This window comes from Sinorhizobium terangae (assembly GCF_009601505.1).
GTDB classification, from domain to species: domain Bacteria; phylum Pseudomonadota; class Alphaproteobacteria; order Rhizobiales; family Rhizobiaceae; genus Sinorhizobium; species Sinorhizobium terangae.
Window position 1 is genome coordinate 28,320 of sequence record NZ_WITC01000070.1, and the last position, 25,766, is coordinate 54,085.

A 25,766-nucleotide genomic window follows, 5' to 3' on the forward strand; every position below is an offset into this window, starting at 1 on the left:
AATACCCCGGCTGAGACCCATGGCTTCTTATCTGATCATGACCCCGCCCGGCGCACCGGCCGATGACGAAAGGGCGCGGTTCATCGCGGACGGATTTTCCTGGCCCGCATTTTTCTTTCCCGCGCTTTGGCTGATGAGCAAGCGGGCATGGCTTCTTGGAATCGCAGTTGCCGTTCTGCAAATCCTGTTAATCTTCCTGTCCAGCGTACCGGGTGCCTTTGCCCCCTCGCTTTTCATGCAACTGGCGCTCAGCCTGCTGGTATCGCTCGAAGGCCCGCTTCTGGTCGCGCGGAACCTCAAGAAGCGAGACTGGACGCTTCGCTTGATCGTCCCGGCGCGCGATCTGGAAACAGCGGAAGAGATCTATTTTTCCAACATACCGGCCACGGCGGATGGTAAGACGGCAACTCCGTTGCCGTCAGACGAGCGCTCTGCGGCGAAGCGGGCCGACAGCAGCGCCGGCCTTGGCCTCTTTCAACCCTATGGAGAACGCTGATGCGGGTCGCCATCATTGACTATGGGTCGGGCAATCTGCGCTCGGCCACGAAAGCCTTCGAACGGGCGGCACGGGAAGCCGGCATCGCGGCGGAGATCGACCTGACCGACAGGCCGGAACGGGTGGCGTCCGCCGAGCGCATCGTCCTGCCGGGCGTCGGCGCCTATGCCGATTGCCGCCGCGGCCTCGCTGCGGTCGCCGGCATGGAAGACGCGCTGAAACAGGCTGTCGAGAAGGACGGGCGTCCGTTTCTCGGGATCTGCGTCGGCATGCAACTCATGTCGTCGCGCGGGCTCGAAAAGACGATCACAAAGGGCTTCGGCTGGATTCCGGGCGACGTCAAGGAAATGACACCGGCCGATCCGTCGCTGAAAATCCCCCAGATCGGCTGGAACACGCTCAAGCTCAACCGGCCGCACGCGCTTTTTGCAGGAATTCCGACCGGCGAAAACGGCCTGCATGCCTATTTCGTGCATTCCTATCATCTCGCCGCCGAGAAACCCGAGGACGTCATCGCGGAAGCGGACTACGGCGGCCCGGTGACCGCCTTCGTCGCACGCGACAACAAGGCGGGCTCGCAGTTCCACCCGGAAAAGAGCCAGACGCTTGGCCTCGCCCTCATTTCGAATTTCCTGCGTTGGAAGCCTTGAGGCTGCCGGCGTTCATTCTTGATCGGATCAACACATGATTCTCTTCCCCGCGATCGACCTCAAGGACGGACAATGCGTGCGCCTGAAGCTCGGCGACATGGACCAGGCGACCGTCTATAATCCCGATCCGGCCGCCCAGGCGCGCGCCTTCGAGGAGCAGGGCTTCGAGTGGCTGCATGTCGTCGACCTGAACGGTGCCTTTGCCGGTGAGACGGTGAACGGCGCGGCGGTCGACGCGATCCTCGAGGCAACGCGCAATCCGGTGCAGCTTGGCGGGGGCATCCGCACCCTGGCGCACATTGAGAACTGGCTTTCGCGCGGGCTCGCACGTGTCATTCTCGGCACCGTGGCCGTGCGCGATCCGGCGCTCGTCATCGAAGCCTGCCACAAATTCCCCGGCAGGATCGCCGTCGGCATCGACGCCAAGGGCGGCAAGGTGGCGGTCGAGGGCTGGGCAGAGGCCTCCGAGCTCGGCGTCATCGAGCTTGCGAAGAAATTCGAGGGCGCCGGCGTCGCGGCGATCATCTATACGGATATCGACCGCGACGGCATTCTGACCGGCATCAACTGGGCTTCGACGCTGGAGCTTGCCGATGCGGTGTCGATCCCGGTGATCGCCTCAGGTGGCCTCGCCTCGATGGACGACATTCGCCGCATGATCCAGCCGGATGCGCGCAAGCTCGAGGGCGCCATTTCCGGTCGCGCGCTCTACGACGGCCGCATCGACCCGCAGGAAGCGCTGGCATTGATCCGCGCCGCGAGAAAGGGATGATCCGATGACCTTGAAAGCCCGCGTAATCCCCTGCCTCGACGTCAAGGACGGACGTGTCGTCAAGGGCGTCAATTTCGTCGACCTCATCGACGCGGGCGACCCGGTCGAGGCGGCGCGCGCCTATGACGCGGCCGGTGCCGACGAGCTCTGTTTCCTCGACATCACCGCCTCCTCGGACAATCGCGAAACGATCTTCGACGTCGTCGCCCGTACCGCCGAACAATGCTTCATGCCGCTCACCGTCGGCGGCGGCGTGCGGCAGGTTTCCGATATCCGCAAGCTGCTGCTTGCCGGCGCCGACAAGGTGTCGATCAACACGGCGGCGGTGAAGAATCCGGAGTTCGTCGCGGAGGCCGCCGACAAGTTCGGCAACCAGTGCATCGTCGTCGCGATCGATGCCAAGAAGGTATCCGCCGAGGGCGAGGCGGACCGCTGGGAGATCTTCACCCATGGCGGACGCGAGCGGACCGGCATCGACGCCGTCGAATTCGCCCGGAAGGTCGTCGATCTCGGCGCCGGCGAAATCCTGCTGACGTCCATGGATCGCGACGGCACGAAAAGCGGCTACGATGTCGCGCTCACGCGGGCGATTGCCGATGCGGTGCGTGCGCCCGTCATCGCCTCTGGCGGCGTCGGGACGCTCGACCACATGGTGGAAGGCGTGCGCGACGGCCACGCGACGGCGGTGCTCGCAGCGTCGATCTTCCATTTCGGCACTTACAGTATCGGCGAGGCGAAGCGTTATATGGCCGAGCACGGCATCGCCATGCGGCTCGACTGACGACTATGCGAGCATGCAAGGGCCGCGCGATTGCTACCCCCTCTGGCCCGCCGGCCATCTCCTCCACAAGGGGAGAGAACAGATGCGGCACGCTCCGCGCCTCCGTCCGTGCATTCCGCTCGCCGCAGCTTATCGGTCGGACAACAGGGGCAGCCGCTTGTTTTCTCCCCCCTTGTGGAGGAGATGGCCGGCAGGCCAGAGGGGGTTGACCGGGATGCCGCACAAGACCCAAGGGAGCCAACCATGACCACGTTCACTCTTTCCGATCTCGAAAACATCGTGGCCGTGCGGGCAAAGGCGGCACCGGAGGAATCCTGGACCGCCAAGCTCGTCGCGGCCGGCCAGCGCAAGGCGGCAAAGAAGCTCGGCGAGGAGGCGGTCGAAGCCGTGATCGCTGCGATCAGCGACGACCGCAAGAATCTGGTCGATGAGAGTGCCGACCTTCTCTATCATCTTATGGTCGTATTGAACATTGCAGCCATCCCGTTGCAGGATGTAATGGACGAACTTGCCAGGCGGACCAGCCAGTCCGGCCTTGAGGAGAAGGCAAACCGGAAAAATCCATGACTATCGCAGCGAAAGACGTCGACGCCGCGGATCTTCCAGGCAACCTCCAAGGTGGGGACTACTCGCCCTATCATGTGTTCTCAGCCGAGGAATGGTCGCGCTTTCGTGCCGACACACCTTTGACGCTGACGGCCGATGAGGTGCAGCGCCTGCGCTCGCTGAACGACCCGGTCGACCTTGGCGAGGTACGCCGGATCTACCTGTCGCTGTCGCGCCTGCTTTCCGCCCATGTCGAGGCTTCGCAGATCCTGTTCCAGCAGCGCAAGCGCTTCCTCAGCATGTCCGACGAAACGAAGACGCCCTTCGTCATCGGCATCGCCGGTTCGGTCGCCGTCGGCAAATCGACGACGGCGCGCATTCTCGCCGAGCTGTTGGCGCGCTGGCCCTCGAGCCCGAAGGTCGACCTGATCACCACTGACGGCTTTCTCTACCCGAACGCGATCCTGCAGCGGGAAAACATGATGGATCGCAAGGGTTTTCCGGAGAGCTACGACATCGGCGCGCTCCTGCGCTTCCTCTCGGCGATCAAGGCGGGCCAGCCGAACGTCAAGGCACCAACTTATTCGCACCTGACCTACGACGTCATCCCGGACCGGTTCCAGACCATCGACCGGCCGGACATCCTGATCTTCGAAGGAATCAACGTGCTGCAGTCGCGCAATCTGCCGGCCGACGGCAAGATCGTGCCGATGGTATCGGATTTCTTCGATTTCTCGATCTATATCGATGCCGAGGAAAGCCTCATACACAGCTGGTACGTGAGCCGCTTCATGCGGCTGCGCGAAACGGCCTTCAAGAGCCCGCAGTCCTTCTTCCACCGCTATGCGACGATCAGCGAGGACGCGGCACGCGCCATCGCCGAGGGGCTCTGGCACAACATCAATCTGAAAAACCTGCACCAGAACATCCTGCCGACACGGCCGCGCGCGGACCTGATCCTGCAGAAGGGCCCCAACCACCTGACGCAAACGGTGGCGCTCCGGAAGCTTTGAAGCGAGCACGGCGCCCCAGTACGGCCGCGCCCGATTCCTCATCCGACTTCTAAGGATTGACCCGGCGCAAGGTGAGATTCAGGCGGCCGCCGTTCTTCAGGAGCGTCGAGGTGTTCGGATAGATGCGGTCGACGCCGTGGAAGGCTAGCCTGCCTTCGCCGCCGAGCACGACGACGTCGCCGCTTGCAAGCTTGAACGAGATCGTCTGTCCACTGCGTTCCCGGCCCCCAACCCGAAAGAGGCAGGTATCGCCGAGCGATATCGAAACGACGGCGGTCTCGAGGTCCTTCTCGTCCCTGTCCTGATGCAGGCCCATGCGCGCGTCTGCGGAATAGAAGTTGACGAGGCAGGCCTCCGGCTCCTTGTCGCTTGCCGAAACTGCGCGCCAGATGTCGTTGAGTGCGGCCGGCATTGCCGGCCAGGGCTTGCCCGTCACCGGGTGCTTCGCCTGGTAGCGATAGCCCCCTTCCCGATCGGTAACCCAGCCGAGCGGACCGCAATTGGTCATGCGCACCGACATCGGCTTGCCGGTCTTCGGCATTTCCGGCACGAAGAGCGGCGCCTCCGTCACGACCAGGCGAATGGCCTCGACCAATTCCTCCTGACGGGAGCGGTCGAGGAAACCCGGAATATGTCTTATCCCTTTCGGCAGAACCTGCATTGTGTGTGTCCCGTCATCCGCTGCTGCGATCGACGGGCCCCAGTTCGTCAAACCCGAACTCGCCCGCTCTATAGCTATCGCGGAACTCGGTCGCCACCCGAAAAAAACCGCCGCTCAGCCAGCGTCCAGATCCGGAATGCGCAGAACCTGCCCCGGATAGATCTTGTCGGGATCTTTCAGCATCGGCTTATTCGCTTCGAAGATCAGCGGGTGTTTGGCGCCCTTACCCTTGCCGTACTGCGTCTCGGCAATCTTCCAGAGATTGTCGCCCTTCTTAACGGTGTAGAAGACGGGGGCCTTGGCGGGTGCGGGCGCGGCGCCGGCGTCCGCGACCTTAAGATCGGAGGCTTCCACCGCCGACACGCCGAGCGTGTTGCCGACAGCCACGACGGCCTTTTCGAACGTCGACTGATCCTTGACGACGCCCTTGAGGACAACCTTGTCGTCCACGACTTCGACCTGCACGTCCTTGGTGCCGAGGTCATGCGAGGCGAGTTCCTTCTGGACACTGTCGGCATCCGGCGGCGTATCGTCGCTGCCGATCCCAAGCTTCTTGCCGGCATTCTTGATAAAGCTGAACAAACCCATGGTTGCCTCCTCTTCCGCAGATGCCCCTCGATAAAAGAGGGCGGCACCGGCGAAAGTTCAAGAGAGCGGCCGAAAGATTCACTTGGCCCGTACGAGGAGCCGCGGGCGCGGTTTCTTACGCACGCTCGCAGACTTCCTCACTCGCCGCCGGGCCGCCCGCGAAGCTTCTTGATTTCGGCGCGGCCGGATTTCTCCTTCAGCCGCCGCTCGATCGAACTGCGGGTCGGCTTCGTCTTCTTGCGCGGGGGTGGCGGCGGCTCGGCCGCCTTCAGAATGAGCTCCTTCAGCCGCTCGCGGGCATCCTCGCGATTGCGCTCCTGGCTGCGAAAACGACTGGCCTCGATCATCAGCACGCCGTCCTTTGAGGCACGGCGGCCCGCAAGCCTCAATGCATTTGCCTTGACGCGATCCGGCAGCGACGGCGAGGCCTGAATGTCGAAGAAGAGCTGGACCGCCGTCGACACCTTGTTGACGTTCTGTCCGCCCGGTCCTCCGGCCAGCACGAACTGCTCCGTCAATTCCCAGCCGGCAATGACGATGCCGTCGTTGATGTACAGCGGTTCGCTGGCCATGGTTGCTCCGTTTCAGTCGTGCTGATGCCGCGGGCAGGCGGTTCCCCTTCCCCTCTCTAACCCATCAGAATCGATCACGTTCATGATTTTGGATCGAATCGCTCCGAAATCCACTGTGGCCTATAGCGAAGCATTTGAAAACAATCGGGATAAAACGCGAAAACCCGGCCCAACGGACCGGGTTTCACGTGAATCATAGCCGGCGATCTTTATTCGGCGGCGACCTTCGCTCCGGGTGCCGCGTCGCGCACGCTGCCGTCGACATGGCTTTCGAACTTGGCGAAGTTGGCGACGAACATGTCGACCAGGCGGCGCGCCTGGGAGTCATAGGCCACGCCGTCCGCCCATGTCGAACGCGGATCGAGAATGCCGTCGTTGACGCCCGGCACGGATACCGGGACGGCAAAGCCGAAATTCGCGTCGGTGCGGAACGCCGCATCGTTGAGCGAACCGTCAAGGGCTGCCGAAAGCAGCGCACGCGTCACCTTGATCGGCATGCGATGCCCCGTGCCGTAGGCGCCGCCGGTCCAGCCGGTGTTGACTAGCCAGCAGGTGACGCCGTTCTTGGCAATGAGGTCCTTCAGCAGATTGCCGTATTCCGACGGATGGCGCGGCATGAACGGAGCGCCGAAGCAGGTCGAGAAGGTCGCTTCCGGTTCGGTCACGCCCTTTTCCGTTCCGGCGACCTTGGCCGTGTAGCCGGACAGGAAGTGATACATCGCCTGTTCGGGTGTCAGCCTGGCGATCGGCGGCATGACGCCAAAGGCATCCGCCGTCAGCATGATGACGGTGCGCGGCTGCGGCGCCGTGCCCGTTTCGCTGGCATTCGGAATGAAGTCCAGCGGATAGGCGATACGGGTGTTTTCCGTCAGCGAGCCGTCGTCGAAGTCAGGTACGCGGCGCTGATCGAGCACGACGTTCTCCATCACGGTGCCGAAGCGCCGGGTTGTGGCATAGATCTCCGGCTCGGCCGTGGCCGAGAGCTTGATCGCCTTGGCATAGCAGCCGCCCTCGAAATTGAAGACGCCGTCCTCGCCCCATCCGTGCTCGTCATCGCCGATGAGCGTGCGGGCGGGGTCGGCCGAAAGCGTGGTCTTGCCCGTGCCGGAGAGGCCGAAGAAGATGGCAGTGTCTCCCGCGGGACCGACATTGGCCGAGCAATGCATCGGCATGACATCCTTTTTCGGCAGGAGATAGTTGAGCACCGTAAAGACCGACTTCTTCATTTCGCCGGCATAGGAGGTGCCGCCGATCAGGACGAGGCCGTTCGTGAGGTCACAGGCGATTACCGTCTCGCTGCGGCAACCGTGGCGCGCCGGATCCGCCCGGAAGCTCGGCAAGTCGATGATCGTCAGTTTCGGCTCGAAGCCCGCAAGCGCCTCGCGCGCCGGGCGGATCAAGAGATTGCGGATAAAAAGCGAGTGCCAGGCGAGCTCGGTGACGACGCGCGTCGGCAGGGCATGGGCCGGATCGGCGCCGCCGATGAGGTCCTGCACGTAAAGCGACTTGCCCTTGGCATGAGCAAGCATGTCCTGGCGCAGGCGCTCGAAGTTTTCGGCCGACATCGCGTTGTTGTTGTCCCACCAGATCTGGTCAGCGGTCGCCGCGTCGCGGACGACGAACTTGTCCTTGGGGGAGCGGCCCGTGTGCTGCCCGGTCCGAGCGCAGAGTGCGCCGTGTGCGGTCAATTGCGCCTCGCCACGGCGAAGGGCGTCCTCGTAAAGCTCCGCTGCCTCGAAGTTGTAGCGGACGAAAGCCAGGTCCGAAAAGCCTATTGTTTCCAGTCCGTTCGAGGGGTTGCGGCTGCCGAGTTGCTCCATGGTCAAGCTTCCTTTGTCATTGGCCATCGGTGGTGAAGATCGTCGGAACATACCGACAAGGTTGATCGAAGACAAGATATCGACTCCTAAAACAATAATGATATCAGTATATTAATCGATTTAAAGAAAAATGTGTATTTTTTAATCGGTTGAATTATGCTTCACCAAGACACATTTGTCGGCCAGTCCCGAGACGATTGACAGGCGGCGCTTTTCTGCTTCGCCACAATTTGTTCCACCTTTATACTCAAGTAACGCCGATGACTCGCGATTGCCGCGATTCCTGCAGCGGGTCTGGCCAACGGACCAAAATAAGACGGAGTTGAATACGATGCAGACCATCGCGCTTGTCGATGACGACCGCAATATCCTGACATCCGTGTCCATCGCGCTGGAAGCCGAGGGCTACAAGGTCGAAACCTACACCGACGGTGCATCGGCACTCGAGGGCCTGCTGGCGCGTCCGCCGCAGCTCGCAATCTTCGACATCAAGATGCCGCGCATGGATGGCATGGAGCTGTTGCGCCGCCTGCGGCAGAAATCCGACCTGCCGGTGATTTTCCTGACGTCTAAGGACGAGGAGATCGACGAGCTTTTCGGTCTCAAGATGGGTGCCGACGATTTCATCACCAAGCCCTTTTCCCAGCGCCTGCTGGTCGAGCGCGTGAAGGCGATCCTGCGCCGCGCGCCGAATCGCGACCTTGCCGCGGTCGGCGCCATCGGCACGGCAAAGGCTTCCGACGCACCGTCCCGGTCGCTGGAACGCGGCCAGCTCGTGATGGACCAGGAGCGCCACACCTGCACCTGGAAGAACGAGTCGGTCACGCTTACAGTCACCGAATTTCTCATCCTGCACTCGCTGGCGCAGCGTCCGGGCGTGGTGAAGAGCCGCGACGCATTGATGGATGCCGCCTATGATGAGCAGGTCTATGTGGATGACCGCACGATCGACAGCCACATCAAGCGGCTTCGCAAGAAGTTCAAGATGGTCGACAACGACTTCGACATGATCGAAACACTTTACGGCGTCGGCTATCGTTTTCGCGAGACGGCCTGAGGGCCTTAGCACCACGCTTGCCATGGCGGCGATTGTGGATCATGCAGAAATGGCGTAACGGCGACGCGGGAGTGGCAACCCGCGTCGAGCAGGCCGCGTCCGCGGGACAAGAGCCGCCCCGGCGCATGAGCCGGGAACCAGGCGGAGCCCCGGGATCAGGCGGATGCAATGTGCCGGCGCACTGCATTCAAAGAGCTACAGCGTCCTTTGCGCATCTGATTAGACGCGCGGCGCTTTAGGAGAAGAAGGCGACGGAATTTTCGTCGTGGGAGCGGGAGACTTGGTAGAAGTCTTGCAGGGCGATCTCGAGGATATCGAAGGGCGGGCATCGGCGCGCAGCGAGCGCCGATGGGCGCACCCCTTCACGCTGATCCGGCGCCTGTTCGGCAATGCCGTCTTTTCGAGCCTCACCCGGCGCATCGTCTTCTTCAACCTCGTCGCGCTCGTGGTGCTCGTCGGCGGCATCATGTATCTCAACCAGTTCCGCGAGGGCCTGATCGACGCCCGGGTGGAAAGCCTGCTCACCCAGGGCGAGATCATCGCCGGGGCCATTTCGGCCTCCGCCTCGGTCGACACCAACTCGATCACCATCGATCCGGAAAAACTGCTCGAACTGCAGGCCGGTGAAAGCATCACGCCGCTGCCGAACGACGAGGATCTCGAATTCCCGATCATCCAGGAGCGTGTAGCACCGGTCCTCAGACGGCTGATTTCGCCGACGCGGACGCGCGCCCGTCTCTTCGACGCCGATGCCGATCTCCTGCTCGACTCCCGCCACCTCTATAGCGGCGGCCAGGTGCTGCGCTTCGACCTTCCGCCGGTCGACCCGGAAACGACCGGCATCGCCGACAAGCTCAGCATGTGGCTCAACCGGCTGCTGCAGCCGGGCGACCTGCCGCTCTACAAGGAGCCGCCGGGCGGCAACGGCTCGATCTATCCGGAGGTGATGAATGCGCTGACCGGTGTGCGCGGCGCCGTCGTGCGGGTGACGGAGAAGGGCGAGCTCATCGTTTCGGTCGCAGTGCCGGTGCAGCGTTTCCGCGCCGTGCTTGGCGTACTCCTGCTTTCGACGCAGGCGGGCGACATCGACAAGATCGTCCATGCCGAGCGCCTGGCCATCATCCGCGTCTTCGGTGTTGCCGCGCTCGTCAACGTGATCCTGTCGCTGCTTCTGTCGTCGACGATCGCCAATCCGCTGAGAAGGCTGTCGGCTGCCGCGATCCGCGTGCGCCGCGGCGGCGCTAAGGAACGGGAGGAAATCCCGGATTTCTCGTCGCGCCAGGACGAAATCGGTAACCTCTCCGTGGCGCTTCGGGAAATGACGACGGCGCTCTATGACCGCATCGCGGCGATCGAAAACTTTGCCGCCGACGTCAGCCACGAGCTCAAGAACCCGCTCACGTCGCTGCGCAGCGCCGTCGAGACCCTGCCGCTCGCGCGCAACGACGACTCGAAGAAGCGGCTGCTCGACGTCATCCAGCATGACGTACGCCGCCTCGACCGGCTGATCAGCGATATCTCCGACGCCTCGCGGCTCGATGCCGAACTGGCGCGCAGCGACGCCAAGAAGATCGACCTGGAGAAGCTGCTCGGCGATCTCATCGATATTTCCCGACAGATCCGCAGCAAGAAGAAGCCGGTGCTCCTCGACTTCGTCATCGACCGCAAGGACAATCCGCGGGCAAGCTTTGTCGTCAACGGCTACGAGCTGCGCATCGGCCAGATCGTCACGAACCTCATCGAAAATGCCCGCTCCTTCGTGCCCGAGCAGAATGGCCGCATCGTCGTGCGCCTGACCCGGTCGCGGTCCCGCTGCATCGTCTATGTCGAAGACAACGGACCAGGCATCCAGGCCGAAGACATCGATCGCATTTTCGAACGCTTCTATACCGACCGGCCGGAGGGCGAGGACTTTGGCCAGAATTCCGGCCTCGGCCTTTCGATCTCGCGCCAGATCGCCGAAGCGCATGGCGGCACGCTGAAGGCGGAAAACATCGTCGGCCAGGGCGGGCACGTGACCGGCGCCCGCTTCATCCTCGCGCTGCCCGCCGAGCCGCACCAGTGACCGCGCCTACCTGCAATATCCACGCAACGGCCATCGTTCTCGGCTCGACCGGATTTCTGATTACCGGCCCTTCCGGTTCGGGCAAGTCGGCCCTGGCGCTTTCCTGCATTTCCGAGGCGAGGCGGCGCGGACGTTTCGCGGCACTCGTCGCCGACGACCGGGTCGACCTCAGCCTTTTAAACGATCGGATAATCGCCCGGTGCCCCCCATCCATTCGCGGCCTGATCGAGATCCGCGGCGGCGGCATCGTCGCCGCCGAAACGGTTTCGGCCTGCGTTCTCGACTGGGCGATTATGCCGGTCCGACCGTCCGGCGATGAGCGTCTGCCGCCCGAGAACGAAGAGCTGCAGCTAGATATTGGGCGAAGTCTGCCGCTGTTGCGCGTTCCCGTTGAAAACCTCGTTTCGCCTCTCGATGCACTGCACGCGCTGCTACCCAAAAATCTAGCACTTTAGCCTTATCCGAAGGCATAAGGGCTGCTTTTTCGGCATTTTTGGCTTGCACTTCCCCTTTTCCTTGCCAAGATGGCCGCCCCAACAGGTGGACGAAATTGCTGCATTGCGATATCTGACCATCAACGAGTTGCTATGCAGTTGGAGCAAAGATACCCATGATCGGACTTGTGCTTGTCACCCATGGCAAGCTGGCGGAAGAGTTTCGGCATGCTTTGGAGCATGTGGTCGGTCCGCAAAAAGCTATCGAGACCGTGTGCATCGGGCCCGAGGACGACATGGACCAGCGGCGTCAGGATATCCTCGATGCGGTCGCGGGCGCGGACGAGGGCAATGGCGTCATCATCCTGACGGACATGTTCGGCGGCACGCCTTCCAACCTTGCCATCTCGGTGATGCGCAGCGGCAGCGTCGAGGTGATCGCGGGGGTCAATCTGCCGATGCTGATCAAACTTGCCGGGGTTCGCGGCGAGAGTGACATGGACAAGGCCCTCGTCGAGGCCTCCGAGGCGGGGCGCAAATACATCAATGTCGCCAGCCGCGTGCTGAGTGGAAAATGATGGACCATCGCCCGGACATGTCGCTGACTCGGGAGCTGCTGATCATCAACAAACGCGGCTTGCATGCACGCGCTTCGGCGAAATTCGTCCAGACCGTCGAAGCCTATGATGCCGAGATCACCGTCTCCAAGGACGGCATGACGGTCGGCGGCACGTCAATCATGGGGCTGATGATGCTCGCCGCCAGCACGGGCTGCACCGTTTTCGTGACCGCCAGCGGCGTGCAGGCGGAAGAGGCGCTCAACGCCCTCGACGCCTTGGTGCGCGACAAGTTCGGCGAAGAGATCTGACGCGGTTCGTCGCGCGATCAGACCGAGGGTCACTTCCCGCGCATCGCCCGATATAAACATATAAAGACTTCTTTATATCGCGGTTGCCCTACCCGTCGATTCCTGATAGACCGTGGCCACTCTCCCCGCGATCCTGCGCGGGAGGCATTGTTATGCCGCCAGAAGGCCAAGGGGCCGGCGCGGCCGGAAGAGATCAGCCCTGGAGAACTCCATGACCGCAACTCAGGACTATATTGTCGCCGATATCGGGCTCGCCGATTTCGGTCGCAAGGAAATTGCCATCGCCGAAACGGAAATGCCGGGCCTGATGGCCTGCCGCGAGGAATTCGGTGCATCGAAGCCGCTGAAGGGCGCGCGCATCACCGGCTCGCTGCATATGACCATCCAGACCGCCGTGCTGATCGAGACGCTGGTTGCGCTCGGTGCCGAGGTTCGCTGGGCGTCGTGCAACATCTTCTCGACCCAGGATCACGCTGCTGCCGCCATCGCAGCAAGCGGTGTTCCGGTCTTCGCCGTCAAGGGCGAAACGCTTGAGGAATACTGGACCTATACCGACAAGATCTTCCAGTGGGCCGACGGCGGCCTCTCGAACATGATTCTCGACGATGGCGGGGACGCCACCATGTACATCCTGCTCGGCGCACGCGCCGAAGCCGGCGAGAACGTGCTTTCGAACCCGGGTTCGGAAGAGGAGGAAATCCTCTTTGCACAGATCAAGAAGCGTCTCGCCGCCTCCCCGGGCTGGTTCACCAAGCAGCGCGACGCCATCAAGGGCGTCACCGAAGAAACGACCACCGGCGTCAACCGCCTCTACCAGCTCCAGGCCAAGGGTCTGCTTCCCTTCCCGGCGATCAACGTCAACGACAGCGTCACGAAGTCGAAGTTCGACAACAAGTACGGCTGCAAGGAATCGCTCGTCGACGGCATCCGCCGCGGCACCGACGTGATGATGGCCGGCAAGGTCGCCGTCGTTTGCGGATATGGCGACGTCGGCAAGGGCTCGGCTGCCTCGCTGAAGGGCGCGGGCGCCCGCGTAAAGGTCACCGAAGTCGACCCGATCTGCGCGCTGCAGGCCGCCATGGACGGCTACGAAGTGGTCCAGCTCGAGGACGTCGTTTCGACCGCCGATATCTTCATCACGACGACCGGCAACAAGGACGTCATCCGCATGGACCACATGCGCGAGATGAAGGACATGGCGATTGTCGGCAACATCGGCCACTTCGACAACGAAATCCAGGTTTCGGCGCTGCGCAACCTCAAATGGACCAACATCAAGCCGCAGGTAGACATGATCGAGTTCCCGAAGGGCAACCGCATGATCCTGCTTTCGGAAGGCCGCCTGCTCAATCTCGGCAACGCCACCGGCCATCCGTCTTTCGTTATGTCGGCCTCCTTCTCCAACCAGGTGCTGGCGCAGATCGAGCTCTTCACCAAGGGCGGTAACTACAAGAACGAGGTCTACGTGCTGCCGAAGCAGCTCGATGAGAAGGTCGCCCGCCTGCATCTCGCAAAGCTCGGTGCCAAGCTGACCGAGCTCTCGGAAGAGCAGGCCGCCTATATCGGCGTGAAGCCGCAGGGTCCGTTCAAGGCCGAACACTACCGGTACTAATCGTTAGCCGGACAATCCACAAGATGTTGTGGCCGCGATCTTGACAGGAGATCGCGGCCTCTTTTTTGAGCCGCGCACTTTCCGGCGATTCGTCAAACAAGTATGCTTAAGTCATTGATTCGTGACGCTACTGCAGCGTCCTTCGCGCGTCTCAAAAGACGCGCAGCGCTGGAGGGCGGACCTTCGAGTGTCACGGATGGGGATGTCTTGTCGGACATGCGGCAAACAGACGGAGACAGACCGGGGATGCAATCGCAACTGACGCAAACCCCTTTCAGGGGTTTCGGTGCATGGCGGCGTAAGGTCGGCGGCAACTTCCGGACAAACGGGGACGGCGGCGCCATGGAAACTGAACGATCGACGCTTTTCGGCGGGGACCTTGGGGCGCCTACACTGGTGCGGCGGTTGCTCGCAAGCACCGTGTTCTTCGCGGCGACCGACGCAGCGGCCCAGGCGTCGACGCCCGTGGCCAAGGCCATATTCGGCTCCTCCGAAGTCGTCACCTTTTCCGTGCTGATCGGCGTTATTTCCGCCGCCATGATTTCTGCCATCTGGCTCATCCGCCAGCGCGGCAATATCGAGGCCGAGAACCGCGAACTGAGGTCCGGACTTTCCGATGCAAACCAGCGGATTTCCCGTTTCCAGGCCCTCATCGCCGACAAGAACCGGCGCATCGTGATCTGGGACGGTCTGGCCGAACGCCCCGAGTTCCTCGGACAGCTTCCCGTCGAAACCGGCGCTCCGCAGGACGACCGCACTTTTCTCGCCTTCGGACGCTGGCTCAAGGCGCCATCAGCCAGCCAGCTCGAGAAGGCGATCGAGACATTGCGCGCGCAGGCGCAAAGCTTCGACCTCGTGCTCGAAACGCAGCGCAACGAGGTGCTGGAAGCCCAGGGCCGCGTTTCCGGCGGACGGGCATTCGTGCGTTTCATCGCGCTCAACAATCTCCGCGCCGAACTTGCCGAGCTGAAACTGGAACGCGATCGTCTGCACGCATCGCTGTCGACCTTCCGCACGCTGCTCGACGCCATCGACCTGCCTGTCTGGCAACGGACCGCCGACGGCAAGCTCGAATGGGTCAACGAAGCCTATGCCGAGGCAGTCGAGACACAGAGCACGAGCCTCGCCGTCGCCGAAGGGCGCGAATTGCTTTCGACTGCGGCGCGCGAAAAAATCCGCGCCGTTTCAACCCTTGAAACGCCTTTCAGCGACAAAGTTTCGACAGTGGTCAAGGGCAATCGCACTTTCTTTGATGTCGTCGACGCCCGCAGCCCGGTCGGCTCGGCCGGCATCGCCATCGACGTCTCCGGCACCGAGGCCGTGCGCGAGGAGCTTGCCCGCACCTTGAAGAGCCATGCGGAGACGCTCGACCATCTGGCCACGCCCGTAGCGATCTTCGACGGCAATCAGCGCCTGCAGTTCTACAACCAGGCGTTCCAGCGGCTCTGGAACCTCGACATGGGCTTCCTCGAGCGCAAGCCCGACAACGGGGAGGTGCTCGACCGGCTGCGGGCCGGCGGCAAGCTTCCCGAACAGCTCAACTGGAAACAATGGAAGGCCAATGCGCTGTCCGTCTATCAGGCGCTCGATACGCAATCCGACCTCTGGCACCTGCCGAACGGCCAGACGCTCCGCGTCTTCGCCACCGCCCGGCCGCAGGGCGGCGCAACCTGGGTCTTCGAGAACCTGACCGAGAAGGTCGATCTTGAAACCCGTTACAATACCCTGCTCCAGGTCCAGGGCGAAACGATCGACCATCTCGCCGAAGGGGTCGCGGTGTTCGGGCCAGATGGCCGCATCCGGCTTTCCAACCCGGCCTTCCGGGCGATCTGGGGCATCAGCGAGGCGGAGGCCAAGCCCGGTACGCATATTCGCGCCGTCGAACAGGCGTGCCTGCCATCCTACGACCAGCCGGATGGCTGGAAGCGGTTTGCCCATATCATCACCAGCTTCGACGACGAACGGCCGTCGAGCCGCGGCATTCTGGAGTTGCGCACCGGCCTGATCCTCGATTACGCCGTGATCCCGCTGCCGAACGCCCAGACGATGCTGACCTTCGTCAACATCACCGACAGCGTCAGGGTCGAGCGCGCCCTGACCGAGAAAAACGAGGCGCTGCGTAAGGCTGACGCCCTGAAAAACGATTTCGTTCATCACGTCTCCTATGAATTGCGCTCGCCGCTCACAAACATCATCGGCTTCGCCGATCTCCTGAAGACGCCCGCTTTCGGCGAGCTTAACGAGCGCCAGGCGGAATATGTCGACCATATCGCGACGTCCTCGTCGCTGCTGCTGACGATCGTCAACGATATCCTCGACCTGGCGACCGTCGACGCGGGCATCGTCGAGCTCGACATGTCCGAGGTGAACCTCGTCGATTTCCTCGACGACGTCGCGCATCAAATGGCCGACAGGCTTGTCGAAAGCGGCGTCGCCTTGCGGGTGGATGCGCCCGACAACCTCGGCCGCATGGTCGCGGACCAGCAGCGGCTGAAGCAGATCTTCATCAAGCTTCTCACCAACGCTGCCAACTTTGCGCCCGATGGCAGCACCATCGATCTCAAGTGCCGGCGTGAAGGCAGCGATTTCGTCTTCTCCGTCAGCGATTCCGGCCCCGGAATCCCGCAGGATGTACTGAACACCGTCTTCAACCGCTTCGAAAGCTACGGCCAGCACGGCGGCGCCGGTCTCGGACTGTCGATCGTGGAGAGCTTCGTCAGCCTGCACCACGGCACCGTTTCGATCCGCAGCAAGGAAGGCGAAGGCACCGAGGTCACCTGCCGCATTCCGTCGTCCGAAATGCCGAAGATCATCGCGGCCGAATAATGAAGCATCTGCAACGGTTTCTGAAGGACGAGGCCGCCACCATCGAGCTTGGCGAAGACCTGGCGCTGGCGCTGAAGGCCGGCGATTGCGTCGCCCTGTCCGGCGATCTCGGCGCGGGAAAATCGACCTTCGCGCGCGCCCTGCTGCGGGCGATCGCCGACGACGAGACGCTCGAAGTGCCGAGTCCCACCTTCACACTCGTGCAAAACTACGACCTGCGCATCCCCGTCGCGCATTTTGACCTCTATCGCCTCGCCGACGCTTCGGAACTCGACGAACTCGGCTTCGACGAGGCCCTTTCCGACGGAATCTGTCTCGTCGAATGGCCGGAGAAGGCTGAGGAAGCGCTTCCTTCCGAACGCATCACGCTCACCTTCACACATGAGGGCGATGGACGCCGGCTTGCGATCTCCGCGCCCGATATTTCATTCGAGCGAATCTCCCGCTCGCTGGCGATCCGCAGCTTCCTCTCGCAAAGCGGCTACGCGACGGCCCAGCGCCGGCATTTGAGCGGTGACGCGTCGATCAGGGCCTATGAACGGATTGAAACTGACGGTGAGCCGGCGAAGATTCTCATGGATGCGCCGAGGCATAAGCCGGGCCCCATTCTCCAGGACGGAAAATATTACCAGCAGCTCGCGCATCTCGCCGAGGACGTCGTTCCATTCGTCGCGATCTCCGAACTGCTGCGCGGACGCGGCTTCGCCGCGCCGGCGATTTATGCCCGCGACCTCGACAAGGGCATCCTGCTGATCGAGGATCTGGGCTCCGAGGGCATTCTCGACGCGGAGGGAAGACCGGTCGCCGAGCGCTATCTCGAAAGCGTACGCGTGCTCGCCCGCCTTCATGGCGAGCCGCCGAAGCGCGAGATTGCCATTGGCGATGGCCTCATCCACCGCGTTCCCGATTTCGATCGCACGGCGATCAAGATCGAGACGAGCCTGCTGATCGACTGGTACCTGCCATGGAAGCGCGGCGAAGGGGCCTCCGACAGCGAGCGCAAAGAATACTTCGCCATCTGGGACCAGCTCATCGACGTTCTCGAATCGGCCGAAAAGAACCTGCTGCTGCGCGATTTTCACTCGCCGAACATTCTCTGGCGCGCGGAGCGTAAAGGGCTCGACCGCGTCGGCATCATCGATTTCCAGGACGCGATGATCGGCCCGACCGCCTATGATGTCGCATCGCTCACGCAGGATGCGCGCGTGACCATCGGCGAGGATCTTGCCGACCGGCTGATCAATGCCTATCTCGCCGAGCGCAAGGCCTCCGGTCCATTTGACGCGACAAGCTTTCTTCGCGATTGGCACCTGATGTCGGCGCAACGCAACTGCAAGCTCGCCGGCATCTGGGTCCGGCTGATGCAGCGTGACGGCAAGCCGGGTTATATGAAACACATGCCCCGCACCTTCGCTTATCTGAACCGTGCGCTCGGCCATGAGGTGCTGACACCCTTGCGCGATTGGTGCATTAAGGCTGGAATCCTGGCTAGCGAATCAGCCAACTGACAGGAAATCATGCCCATCACCAATGCCATGGTGCTTGCGGCCGGACTGGGCACCCGCCTTCGGCCAATCACCGATACACTGCCGAAGCCACTCGTCCGGATCGCCGGCAAGCCAATGATCGACTACGTGCTGGACATCCTGGCGGCCGCCGGCGTGACCAAGGCGGCGGTGAACGTTCATCACTTTGCCGACCAGATGGAAGAGCATCTCCGTCGCCGTGAGACGCCGCATATCCTGATTTCGGACGAGCGCGGCGCCTTGATGAATTCCGGCGGCGGGCTTGCCAAGGGGCTGAAGCTGCTGGACGACGGGCCGCTGATCGTCATGAATGCCGATCTCTTCTGGATCGGCGAGGAGGCGGGAAAGCCGAGCAATCTTCAAAGGCTTGCCGATTTCTTCGATCCGCAGAAGATGGACATGGCACTCCTCTGCGTGCGCCTCGAGGATACGACCGGGCACAACGGCAAGAAGGATTTTTCGCTCGCCGAGGACGGCAGGCTCGCGCGCTACGAGGACGGCATGGACAGTCCCGTCGTTTATGCCGGCGCGATCGCCATGGAGTCGCGCCTCTTTGCCGATGCGCCGAGCGATGCCTTCAACCTCAACATCTATTTCGATCGCGCGATCGCCAGAGGACGCCTCTTCGGGCTGATGCTCGACGGCCACTGGATGACCGTCGGCACACCGGAAGCGATCGGTGAAGCCGAGGCGGTCGTAAAGCGCTTCCAGCCGGGAGGATAGCTTGCCCGGCCACGCCTCGAACGTCTTCACGATCCCCACTGGTCTGCCCTTCCTCAGGACCTTGGCGCAAAAGCTCTGCGACGGCGGGCTGGTTCCGGATTTCAAGTACGATCCAGCAGACCCGCTGATGCTTGCCGGCGTGACGATCTTCGTTCCCACGCGACGGTCGGCGCGCGTGCTTCGCTCGGAGTTCGTCGATCTGCTTGGTGGCCGCTCGGCAATCCTGCCGACGATCCGGGCGCTCGGCGAGACGGACGACGACAGCGGCTTTTTCGACGCCGAAGTGCCAGCGATCCTCGATCTCGCCCCACCTCTATCCGGCACCGCGCGCCTGATCGAGCTCGGCCGGCTTATTCTCGCCTGGCGCAACCAGCTGCCTCAGGCGGTTCTCGATATCCATGGCGAAAGTCCGCTGATCGCGCCGGCGAGTCCCGCCGATGCCATCTGGCTCGCGCGCAATCTCGCCGACCTGATCGACGCCGTGGAAACCGAGGAACTCGACTGGGAGGCGCTCGACGAGCTCGACGCCGGCGAACATGCGCTCTGGTGGCAGTTGACGCTGGCCTTCCTGAAGATCGCCCGCACCTACTGGCCGGAGCGGCTGGACGAGCTCAAGCAATCCTCTCCTTCGCGCCACCGCAACGCCGTTCTGCAGGCGGAAACACAGCGCATCGCCGCAGGCAAGCTGAGCGGGCCGATCATCATCGCCGGCTCGACCGGGTCGATCCCCGTGACGGCCGCGCTTATTGCAGCCGTGAGCAGGCTGCCGAACGGCACTATCGTTCTGCCGGGCCTCGATCAGACGATGAGCGATACGGAATGGGAGCTGATCGTCGGCGATGCTTCGACTGGCTTCACAAGAGATCCGGCAAGCCGCAGCCACCCGCAATACGGCTTCTACCGCCTGCTGAAACGCATGGGCATCGGGCGGCGTGATGTCCTGACACTCCAGCCGGCCGACGACTTCCTCGACTACCGCAGCATGGTTCTCTCGCGCGCCCTGCTTCCGGCAAAGGCGACCGACAGCTGGACCCGCGCGCGTGACGATTTCGATCAGGCGAAACTTCTCTCGGCCTTCGCAGACGTCGCGCTGATCGAGACGGCCAATGAACGGGAGGAGGCTACGGCCATTGCCATCGCACTCCGGCTCGCGCTTGCCGACAGCGATGAAAGCCAGGCGGCGTTGATCACCCCGGACCGCGGCCTTGCGCGGCGAGTCGGGGCGGAGCTTGCCCGCTTCGGCATCGAGGCCGACGATTCCGCCGGCACGCCGCTCTCCGCCACAGCCGCCGGCGCCATCGTCCGTTTGCTGCTGGAGGCGGCGTTGCGGCCGGGCGATCCCGTGCCGCTGGTCGCTCTCTTGAAGCACCCGCTCGCCCGCTTCGGCGGGGCGACCGAGGATGTCCGGCGCGCCGCCGATGCGCTGGAACTTCTGGCGCTGCGCGGCGGTACCAGCAATGCCGACATTTCGGCGCTTGTCCCCCTCGTCGAGCAGGCACTCGAAAAGCGAAAGCAGGATCGTCATCCGCCTCCGTGGCAGAGTCGCCTCAACGAGGAGGACATAACCGCCGCCCGCATGCTTGCCGAACGCATTGCGTTGGCCGCCGAACCCTTGACGAGCGCGTCCGCGATCGGCATCGACGGCCGGCTTCGGTCCAAGGTGCTCACCCTTGCCGACTGGGCGGAGCGAACGGGCCGCGCACTGGAAGCCGTCTGCGTCGACGAGCGTGGCAGCCTTGGCGACCTCTGGTCGACGGAAGCCGGCGAAGCATTGGCAACGCTTCTCAAAGGCATCATCGAGACCGAAGGTCAAATGAGCGCCGACGGGCCGCAATGGTGCGACATCGTCGAAGCGCTCGCGGCGAGCGAAGCGGTCAAGCCGCGATCGATGCGGCATCCCCGCGTCTTCATTTTCGGGGCGCTGGAATCGCGCCTGCAAAGCATGGATCTCGTGGTGCTCGGCGGCATGAACGAGGGTACCTGGCCGGGACAGACGTCAAACGATCCCTTCCTGTCACGAACGATGAAATCCGGAATCGGCCTTGAGCCGCCGGAACGGCGTATCGGTCAGCTTGCCCACGATTTCCAGATGGCCTGTGGCACGCGTCGGTTGATCCTTTCGCGCTCAATGCGCCAGGGTTCGGCGCCAACGGTCGCTTCGAGGTGGCTGCAGCGCCTGCAGGCACTCGGCGGCGAAGGCCTGACGCGACTCATCAAGTCCAACGGCGCGGATTATCTGCACTGGGCGCGCATTCTCGATGAAGGCGAAACCCAGCCGCTCGCCACAAGACCGGAACCGAAGCCGCCCGCAGAACTGCAGCCGCGCAAATATTCCTTCAGCGAAGTCACCCGCCTCCGCCGTGATCCCTATGCCGTCTACGCGCGGCGGATCCTGCGGCTGCAGCCGATCGACCCGTTCAATCGTGATCCGGGGGCGGCCGAGCGTGGAACGCTCTACCATCGAATCGTCGATCGCTTCGTCAGGGGGGGCTTCGATCCGGCCTCGCCCGAGGCCGAAGCGGTGATGACCAGGTTACTCAACCAGGCTTTCGACGAGGAAGGGCTTCCGCCGCATATCGACACGATCTGGCGTCCGCGTTTTGCCGCCGTCGGAAGGGCGTTCCTTAAATGGGAGCGCGAACGCCGGAAGAGCATCACGAAATCTTTCACCGAGGTTCCGGCATCCATGGATATCGGCCTTGCGGATATCCGGCTGACCGGCGTCGCCGATCGCCTTGATCGGCGCCCCGACGGCACCATCGACATCATCGACTACAAGACCGGCTCCAGCCCCTCGCCCAGGGAAGCGCGCAGTCTGCTCGATCCGCAGCTTTCGCTCGAGGCCGCCGCGCTCAAGGCGGGAGCCTTCGGCGCGACGGGACGCGCCGAGCCGAATGCGCTTCTCTACGTCCGCCTGAAACCCGGCAGCCGCTTCAGCGTCGATCCCGTCAACAACGAGGGCGGTAGGCAAAAAGAAACGAAATCCGCCGACCAGCTGGCGGAAGAAGCGCTTATCGAGCTGAGAAAGCTGCTCGCGGCTCTGATGAGCGGCAGGCACGGTTTCGCATCACGCCTGATTGTTCAGAAGGAGCGCGACTACGGAGGCGAATACGATCATCTGGCGCGGGTCGCCGAGTGGGCGACAGCCGAAGGCGAGGATGATGCCGATGAGGGATGACGCTTTCGGACCTCGGGAAACGACCCCCAGGGCTTGGCTCGACTGGACGACGGAGCGGCAATCGCTTGCTTCCGATCCGGCGCGCTCGGCCTGGGTTTCCGCCAACGCCGGATCGGGCAAGACGCATGTCCTGACGCAGCGCGTCATCCGCTTGCTGCTCGCCGGCTGCCGCCCTTCCGCGATCCTGTGTCTCACCTATACGAAGGCCGCCGCTTCGGAAATGTCGAACCGGGTGTTCGAGCGCCTGGCCGAATGGGCGACGCTTGACGACACCACCCTTGAGAAACGCATCGAAGCGATCGAAGGCGTCCGGCCCTCGGCCGTGAAAATCCAGGAGGCACGGCGGTTGTTCGCCGCCGCCCTTGAGACGCCCGGCGGCCTGAAGATCCAGACGATCCACGCCTTCTGCGAAGCGCTGCTGCATCAGTTTCCGCTCGAAGCCAATGTCGCCGGGCATTTTTCCGTGCTCGACGACAGCGCCGCCGCCGTCCTGCTCGCCGATGCCCGGCGCGCGTTGCTGGCGGCCACGGCGGGCGACGACAGAGAGCTAGCCGACGCCTTCGCCACGGTTCTCGATCTCGCCGACGATACCGGTCTTGAACGGCTGCTGGCGACGATCGTCGCCAACCGTACGCCTATCCAAGCCTTTCTCGATCGCGCCTCGGCACGGGGCGGACTGGACACGCACCTGCGCGCAGCGCTCGCGATTGCGCCGGGCGAGTCCACCGAAAGCGTGCTCGGTAAGGTCTGGCCACTGGCCGGGCTGAATGGGGCGGTCCTGGAGCAATATCTCGACCTCGCAGCACGCAAGGGCGGCGCCAAGCCTTCCGAGTTTGCGGAAGGCTTGAAGGCGGTCGCAAGGCTCAGCGATCCCGAGGAACGCTACCGAAGCCTGCTTGGGCTCTTCTTCAACGGCGGGGGCAAGCCGAGGGCCGACTCGACCTTTCTCAATGCGGCGATGCGGCGCGAGGCGCCTGAGCTCGCACCTCTGGTAGAACAGGCGCGCGATCATGTCGTGGCGTACGTGGATCGGCTCAGCATCGTCCGGATGTACGAGGCGACACGTGCCGCTCTCACCCTCGCTGAAAGGCTCAACCGCGATTACGAGGAAATCAAGAAGGCGCGCAGCCAACTCGACTTCGAGGATCTGATCAACCGCACGGCAGCGCTTCTCTCGCGCGGCGATGTCGGCGCCTGGGTCCACTACAAGCTCGACCAGGGCATCGACCATATTCTCGTCGACGAGGCACAGGACACGAGCCCTGCGCAATGGACGATCATCCAGGCGCTTGCCGCCGATTTCTTCGCCGGCGAGACGGCGAGAGCCGACGAGCGGACGATCTTCGCAGTCGGCGACGAGAAGCAGTCGATCTATTCGTTCCAGGGTGCGCGGCCGGAGCGCTTCTCCCGCGAGAGCATCGTGACGGAGCGGCGGGTACGCGCTGGCGGAAAATACTTCAGCCCGATCCGCCTGCAGCTTTCCTTCCGGTCGACGATCGACGTCCTGTCGGCCGTCGACACGGTCTTTGCCAACAAGGGAAATGCCAAGGGGCTCAGCGCGAAGGACGAGGCGATCGTCCATGCCTCGAACCGGATCGGGCACCCCGGCGCGGTCGACATATGGGACGTGATTGCGCCCGAACCGGTGCCTGCGGAAGAGGAGTGGACAGCAGCGTTCGATGCGACGCCCGAGCGCGCGCCGGCCAACATTCTGGCTCGACGCATCGCCTCGGTTCTCGAGGACTGGATCGGCAAGGAGACGGTCATCGAGAAGGGCGTTCGCCGACCGATGCGGCCGGGTGACGTCATCGTCCTTGTTCGCAAGCGTGACGCCTTCGTCAACGCTTTGACGCGGGCCCTGAAGCGCAGAAACAACATACCGGTGGCGGGTGCCGACCGCCTGGTATTGACCAGCCACATTGCGATCCAGGATCTGATGGCGCTCGGCCGCTTTGCGCTGCTGCCCGACGACGACCTTTCTCTCGCCGCGCTGTTGAAAAGCCCGCTCATCAATCTCGGTGAGGACGATCTTTTCGAGCTTGCGGCGGGAAGGGCGGAAACCGAGAGCCTCTGGCAGCGCCTGCAAAGCCTCGGCGTCGACGAGACGAGCCGATACCGCCCGGTCGCAGGCAGGCTCTCGCAATATTCCGATCTCGCCCGCCAGATGCTGCCGCACGACTTCTACGCCCGCATCCTCGGCGTTCTCGGCGGCAGGGCGGCTTTCCTCGCCCGGCTGGGCAGCGAAGTCAGCGACATTCTCGATGAATTCCTGACCTTTGCACTCGATCACGAAAGGGCCGGTTTGCCCGGGCTGCAGGCCTTCATCTCGACGCTCGAGATCGAAGCGCCGACGGTCAAGCGCGAACAGGACAAGGAGCGGGACGAAGTGCGCGTCATGACCGTGCACGCGGCAAAGGGCCTGGAGGCGCCGGTCGTCTTCCTCGTCGACGGCGGTGGCAAGGCCTTCAACAGCCAGCATGTTCCCGATCTCCGCCTTTTCGAAAAGCAACGGCCCGACGGTTCCACCGTCACCGTGCCTGTCTGGCGGGCGCCCGGCTCCGGAACGAATTCCCTGCTCAACGCCGACAATGCGCGCCTGAAGGCGCTGGCGGAAGAGGAATACCGACGTCTGCTCTATGTCGGCATGACGCGCGCCGCAGACCGGCTCGTCATTTGCGGCTATCGCGGGCAGAGGGAGAACACCGATACCTGGCACGCCATGGTCCAGGGGACGTTGGCGCAGGACCTTAAGGGACGCGGAATGCCGATGGTGTTCCGCGCGGGTGGTGAAGAATGGACGGGCCACGCGTGGCGCGAGACGCATCCCCATATCGACACCCCTGTTGCAGATGGCAATGAAGCCGAGGGAGAGCGCATGGTGCCGGGCCTGCCCGCCACGCTTTCCGCCCCGTTGCCGCCGCCGCGTCGGCTGCCGCGGCCGCTAACCCCATCGGGCACCGGCATTGTCTTCGACGAGCCGGACAGCGAATCGATCGTCGGATCGGCGCTCTTCGCGGAAAAGGCGGCGCCCAATCGCTCGCTGCTGCGTGGCGCGATCCTTCATCGCCTGCTGCAGGTTCTCCCGTCGGTCGATGCCGCTGAACGCCGCGCGGCGGCGGACCGCTATCTGCTGCGGTCGGTCCCACGCTGGTCCGAGCCGGAGCGCCGGGCTCTTGCCGATGCCGTGATGGATGTGCTGGACCACCCCGACCTCACGACGCTTTTTGCCGCGCACAGCCGGCCGGAAGTCTCCGTCATGGGAACGCTCACCCTCGGCGGGCGCGAGTTCGCGGTGTCGGGCCGCGTCGACCGACTATCCGTTTCCGGAGACATGGTGACGATTGCGGACTTCAAGACGAATCGCGAGGTGCCGAAGTCGCTCGCGGAGGTGCCGCCTGTCTACAGCACACAGCTTGCCATCTACAGGGAACTGCTCAAGCCGCTCTATCCGGGGCGACGCTTCCGTTGCGCGCTGATCTTCACCGAGGGACCGACGATCCAGGTGCTTCCCGACGCGATGCTGGACAGGAGCCTTGAAGAGCTCGCGACAAAGTGAGATACACGATATTGAAAATCCG

21 protein-coding genes are annotated in these 25,766 nt (G+C 63.2%); 17 read left to right on the top strand and 4 right to left on the bottom strand.

Annotation, left to right across the window (positions count from 1 at the left end):
* Nucleotides 1-19: 19 nt before the first annotated feature.
* The 6 genes from GHK62_RS18280 (at nt 20) to coaA (ending at nt 4,258) form a co-directional block, all read left to right on the top strand.
* A complete protein-coding gene (locus tag GHK62_RS18280) occupies nt 20-496 on the top strand; it encodes a DUF2628 domain-containing protein (RefSeq protein WP_153440557.1) in 477 nt (158 codons plus the stop codon).
* On the top strand, nt 496-1,146 hold the full coding sequence (hisH, locus tag GHK62_RS18285) for an imidazole glycerol phosphate synthase subunit HisH (RefSeq protein WP_153440558.1): 651 nt from the start codon (nt 496-498) through the stop codon (nt 1,144-1,146). The genes GHK62_RS18280 and hisH overlap by 1 nt, the downstream gene beginning before the upstream one ends.
* 34 nt (nt 1,147-1,180) lie before the next feature.
* Nucleotides 1,181-1,918, top strand: coding sequence for a 1-(5-phosphoribosyl)-5-[(5-phosphoribosylamino)methylideneamino]imidazole-4-carboxamide isomerase (hisA, locus tag GHK62_RS18290; protein ID WP_153440559.1), 738 nt, complete (start codon nt 1,181-1,183; stop codon nt 1,916-1,918).
* Nucleotides 1,919-1,922: 4 nt separating this feature from the next.
* The gene (gene hisF, locus GHK62_RS18295) at nt 1,923-2,699 is read left to right on the top strand and encodes an imidazole glycerol phosphate synthase subunit HisF (protein WP_153440560.1); all 777 of its coding nucleotides are present in this window, start codon (nt 1,923-1,925) and stop codon (nt 2,697-2,699) included.
* Between the two features lie 243 nt (nt 2,700-2,942).
* Nucleotides 2,943-3,266 carry a phosphoribosyl-ATP diphosphatase gene (locus GHK62_RS18300; protein WP_153440561.1) on the top strand — a complete coding sequence of 108 codons (324 nt, stop codon included), beginning with the start codon at nt 2,943-2,945 and terminating at the stop codon, nt 3,264-3,266.
* On the top strand, nt 3,263-4,258 hold the full coding sequence (gene coaA, locus GHK62_RS18305) for a type I pantothenate kinase (RefSeq protein ID WP_153440562.1): 996 nt from the start codon (nt 3,263-3,265) through the stop codon (nt 4,256-4,258). Before GHK62_RS18300 ends, coaA begins: the two co-directional genes overlap by 4 nt.
* 49 nt (nt 4,259-4,307) lie before the next feature.
* On the opposite strand, the gene GHK62_RS18310 is transcribed toward coaA, so the two are convergent.
* From GHK62_RS18310 to GHK62_RS18325, 4 genes are all read right to left on the bottom strand, one after another.
* On the bottom strand, nt 4,308-4,919 hold the full coding sequence (locus tag GHK62_RS18310; protein ID WP_153440563.1) for an alpha-ketoglutarate-dependent dioxygenase AlkB: 612 nt from the start codon (nt 4,917-4,919) through the stop codon (nt 4,308-4,310).
* A gap of 114 nt (nt 4,920-5,033) precedes the next feature.
* Entirely contained in the window at nt 5,034-5,507 is a 474-nt protein-coding gene (gene lysM, locus GHK62_RS18315) for a peptidoglycan-binding protein LysM (protein WP_153440564.1), read from the bottom strand.
* A 137-nt stretch (nt 5,508-5,644) separates the two neighbouring features.
* Nucleotides 5,645-6,079 carry an alternative ribosome rescue aminoacyl-tRNA hydrolase ArfB gene (gene arfB, locus GHK62_RS18320; protein WP_153440565.1) on the bottom strand — a complete coding sequence of 145 codons (435 nt, stop codon included), beginning with the start codon at nt 6,077-6,079 and terminating at the stop codon, nt 5,645-5,647.
* A 209-nt stretch (nt 6,080-6,288) separates the two neighbouring features.
* Complete coding sequence (locus GHK62_RS18325) at nt 6,289-7,899, bottom strand: phosphoenolpyruvate carboxykinase (protein WP_153440566.1); 1,611 nt, start codon at nt 7,897-7,899, stop codon at nt 6,289-6,291.
* Between the two features lie 331 nt (nt 7,900-8,230).
* Here GHK62_RS18325 and chvI point away from each other — a divergent pair, with 331 nt between their 5' ends.
* From chvI to addA, 11 genes are all read left to right on the top strand, one after another.
* Nucleotides 8,231-8,956 (top strand): two-component system response regulator ChvI, encoded by a 726-nt coding sequence (gene chvI / locus GHK62_RS18330; RefSeq protein WP_153440567.1) that lies wholly within the window; start codon nt 8,231-8,233, stop codon nt 8,954-8,956.
* Nucleotides 8,957-9,236: 280 nt separating this feature from the next.
* Nucleotides 9,237-11,021 carry a sensor histidine kinase gene (locus tag GHK62_RS18335; protein WP_153440568.1) on the top strand — a complete coding sequence of 595 codons (1,785 nt, stop codon included), beginning with the start codon at nt 9,237-9,239 and terminating at the stop codon, nt 11,019-11,021.
* Nucleotides 11,018-11,476: an HPr kinase/phosphorylase gene (locus tag GHK62_RS18340; RefSeq protein WP_184108619.1), complete on the top strand. Its 459-nt coding sequence runs from the start codon at nt 11,018-11,020 to the stop codon at nt 11,474-11,476. The genes GHK62_RS18335 and GHK62_RS18340 overlap by 4 nt, the downstream gene beginning before the upstream one ends.
* Before the next feature lie 155 nt (nt 11,477-11,631).
* Nucleotides 11,632-12,033 (top strand): PTS sugar transporter subunit IIA, encoded by a 402-nt coding sequence (locus tag GHK62_RS18345; RefSeq protein WP_153440569.1) that lies wholly within the window; start codon nt 11,632-11,634, stop codon nt 12,031-12,033.
* Nucleotides 12,030-12,323, top strand: a complete 294-nt coding sequence (locus GHK62_RS18350) for an HPr family phosphocarrier protein (protein ID WP_167528290.1) — start codon at nt 12,030-12,032, stop codon at nt 12,321-12,323. Before GHK62_RS18345 ends, GHK62_RS18350 begins: the two co-directional genes overlap by 4 nt.
* A gap of 211 nt (nt 12,324-12,534) precedes the next feature.
* Nucleotides 12,535-13,935, top strand: coding sequence for an adenosylhomocysteinase (gene ahcY / locus GHK62_RS18355; RefSeq protein ID WP_153440570.1), 1,401 nt, complete (start codon nt 12,535-12,537; stop codon nt 13,933-13,935).
* A 342-nt stretch (nt 13,936-14,277) separates the two neighbouring features.
* Nucleotides 14,278-16,761, top strand: a complete 2,484-nt coding sequence (locus GHK62_RS18360) for a PAS domain-containing sensor histidine kinase (protein ID WP_153440571.1) — start codon at nt 14,278-14,280, stop codon at nt 16,759-16,761.
* Nucleotides 16,761-18,269 carry a tRNA (adenosine(37)-N6)-threonylcarbamoyltransferase complex ATPase subunit type 1 TsaE gene (gene tsaE / locus GHK62_RS18365; protein WP_153440572.1) on the top strand — a complete coding sequence of 503 codons (1,509 nt, stop codon included), beginning with the start codon at nt 16,761-16,763 and terminating at the stop codon, nt 18,267-18,269. The genes GHK62_RS18360 and tsaE overlap by 1 nt, the downstream gene beginning before the upstream one ends.
* 9 nt (nt 18,270-18,278) lie before the next feature.
* A complete protein-coding gene (locus GHK62_RS18370; RefSeq protein WP_153440573.1) occupies nt 18,279-19,010 on the top strand; it encodes a nucleotidyltransferase family protein in 732 nt (243 codons plus the stop codon).
* A gap of 1 nt (nt 19,011) precedes the next feature.
* Nucleotides 19,012-22,188, top strand: coding sequence for a double-strand break repair protein AddB (addB, locus tag GHK62_RS18375; protein ID WP_153440574.1), 3,177 nt, complete (start codon nt 19,012-19,014; stop codon nt 22,186-22,188).
* Nucleotides 22,178-25,744, top strand: coding sequence for a double-strand break repair helicase AddA (gene addA, locus GHK62_RS18380; RefSeq protein WP_153440575.1), 3,567 nt, complete (start codon nt 22,178-22,180; stop codon nt 25,742-25,744). Before addB ends, addA begins: the two co-directional genes overlap by 11 nt.
* Nucleotides 25,745-25,766 lie beyond the last annotated feature (22 nt).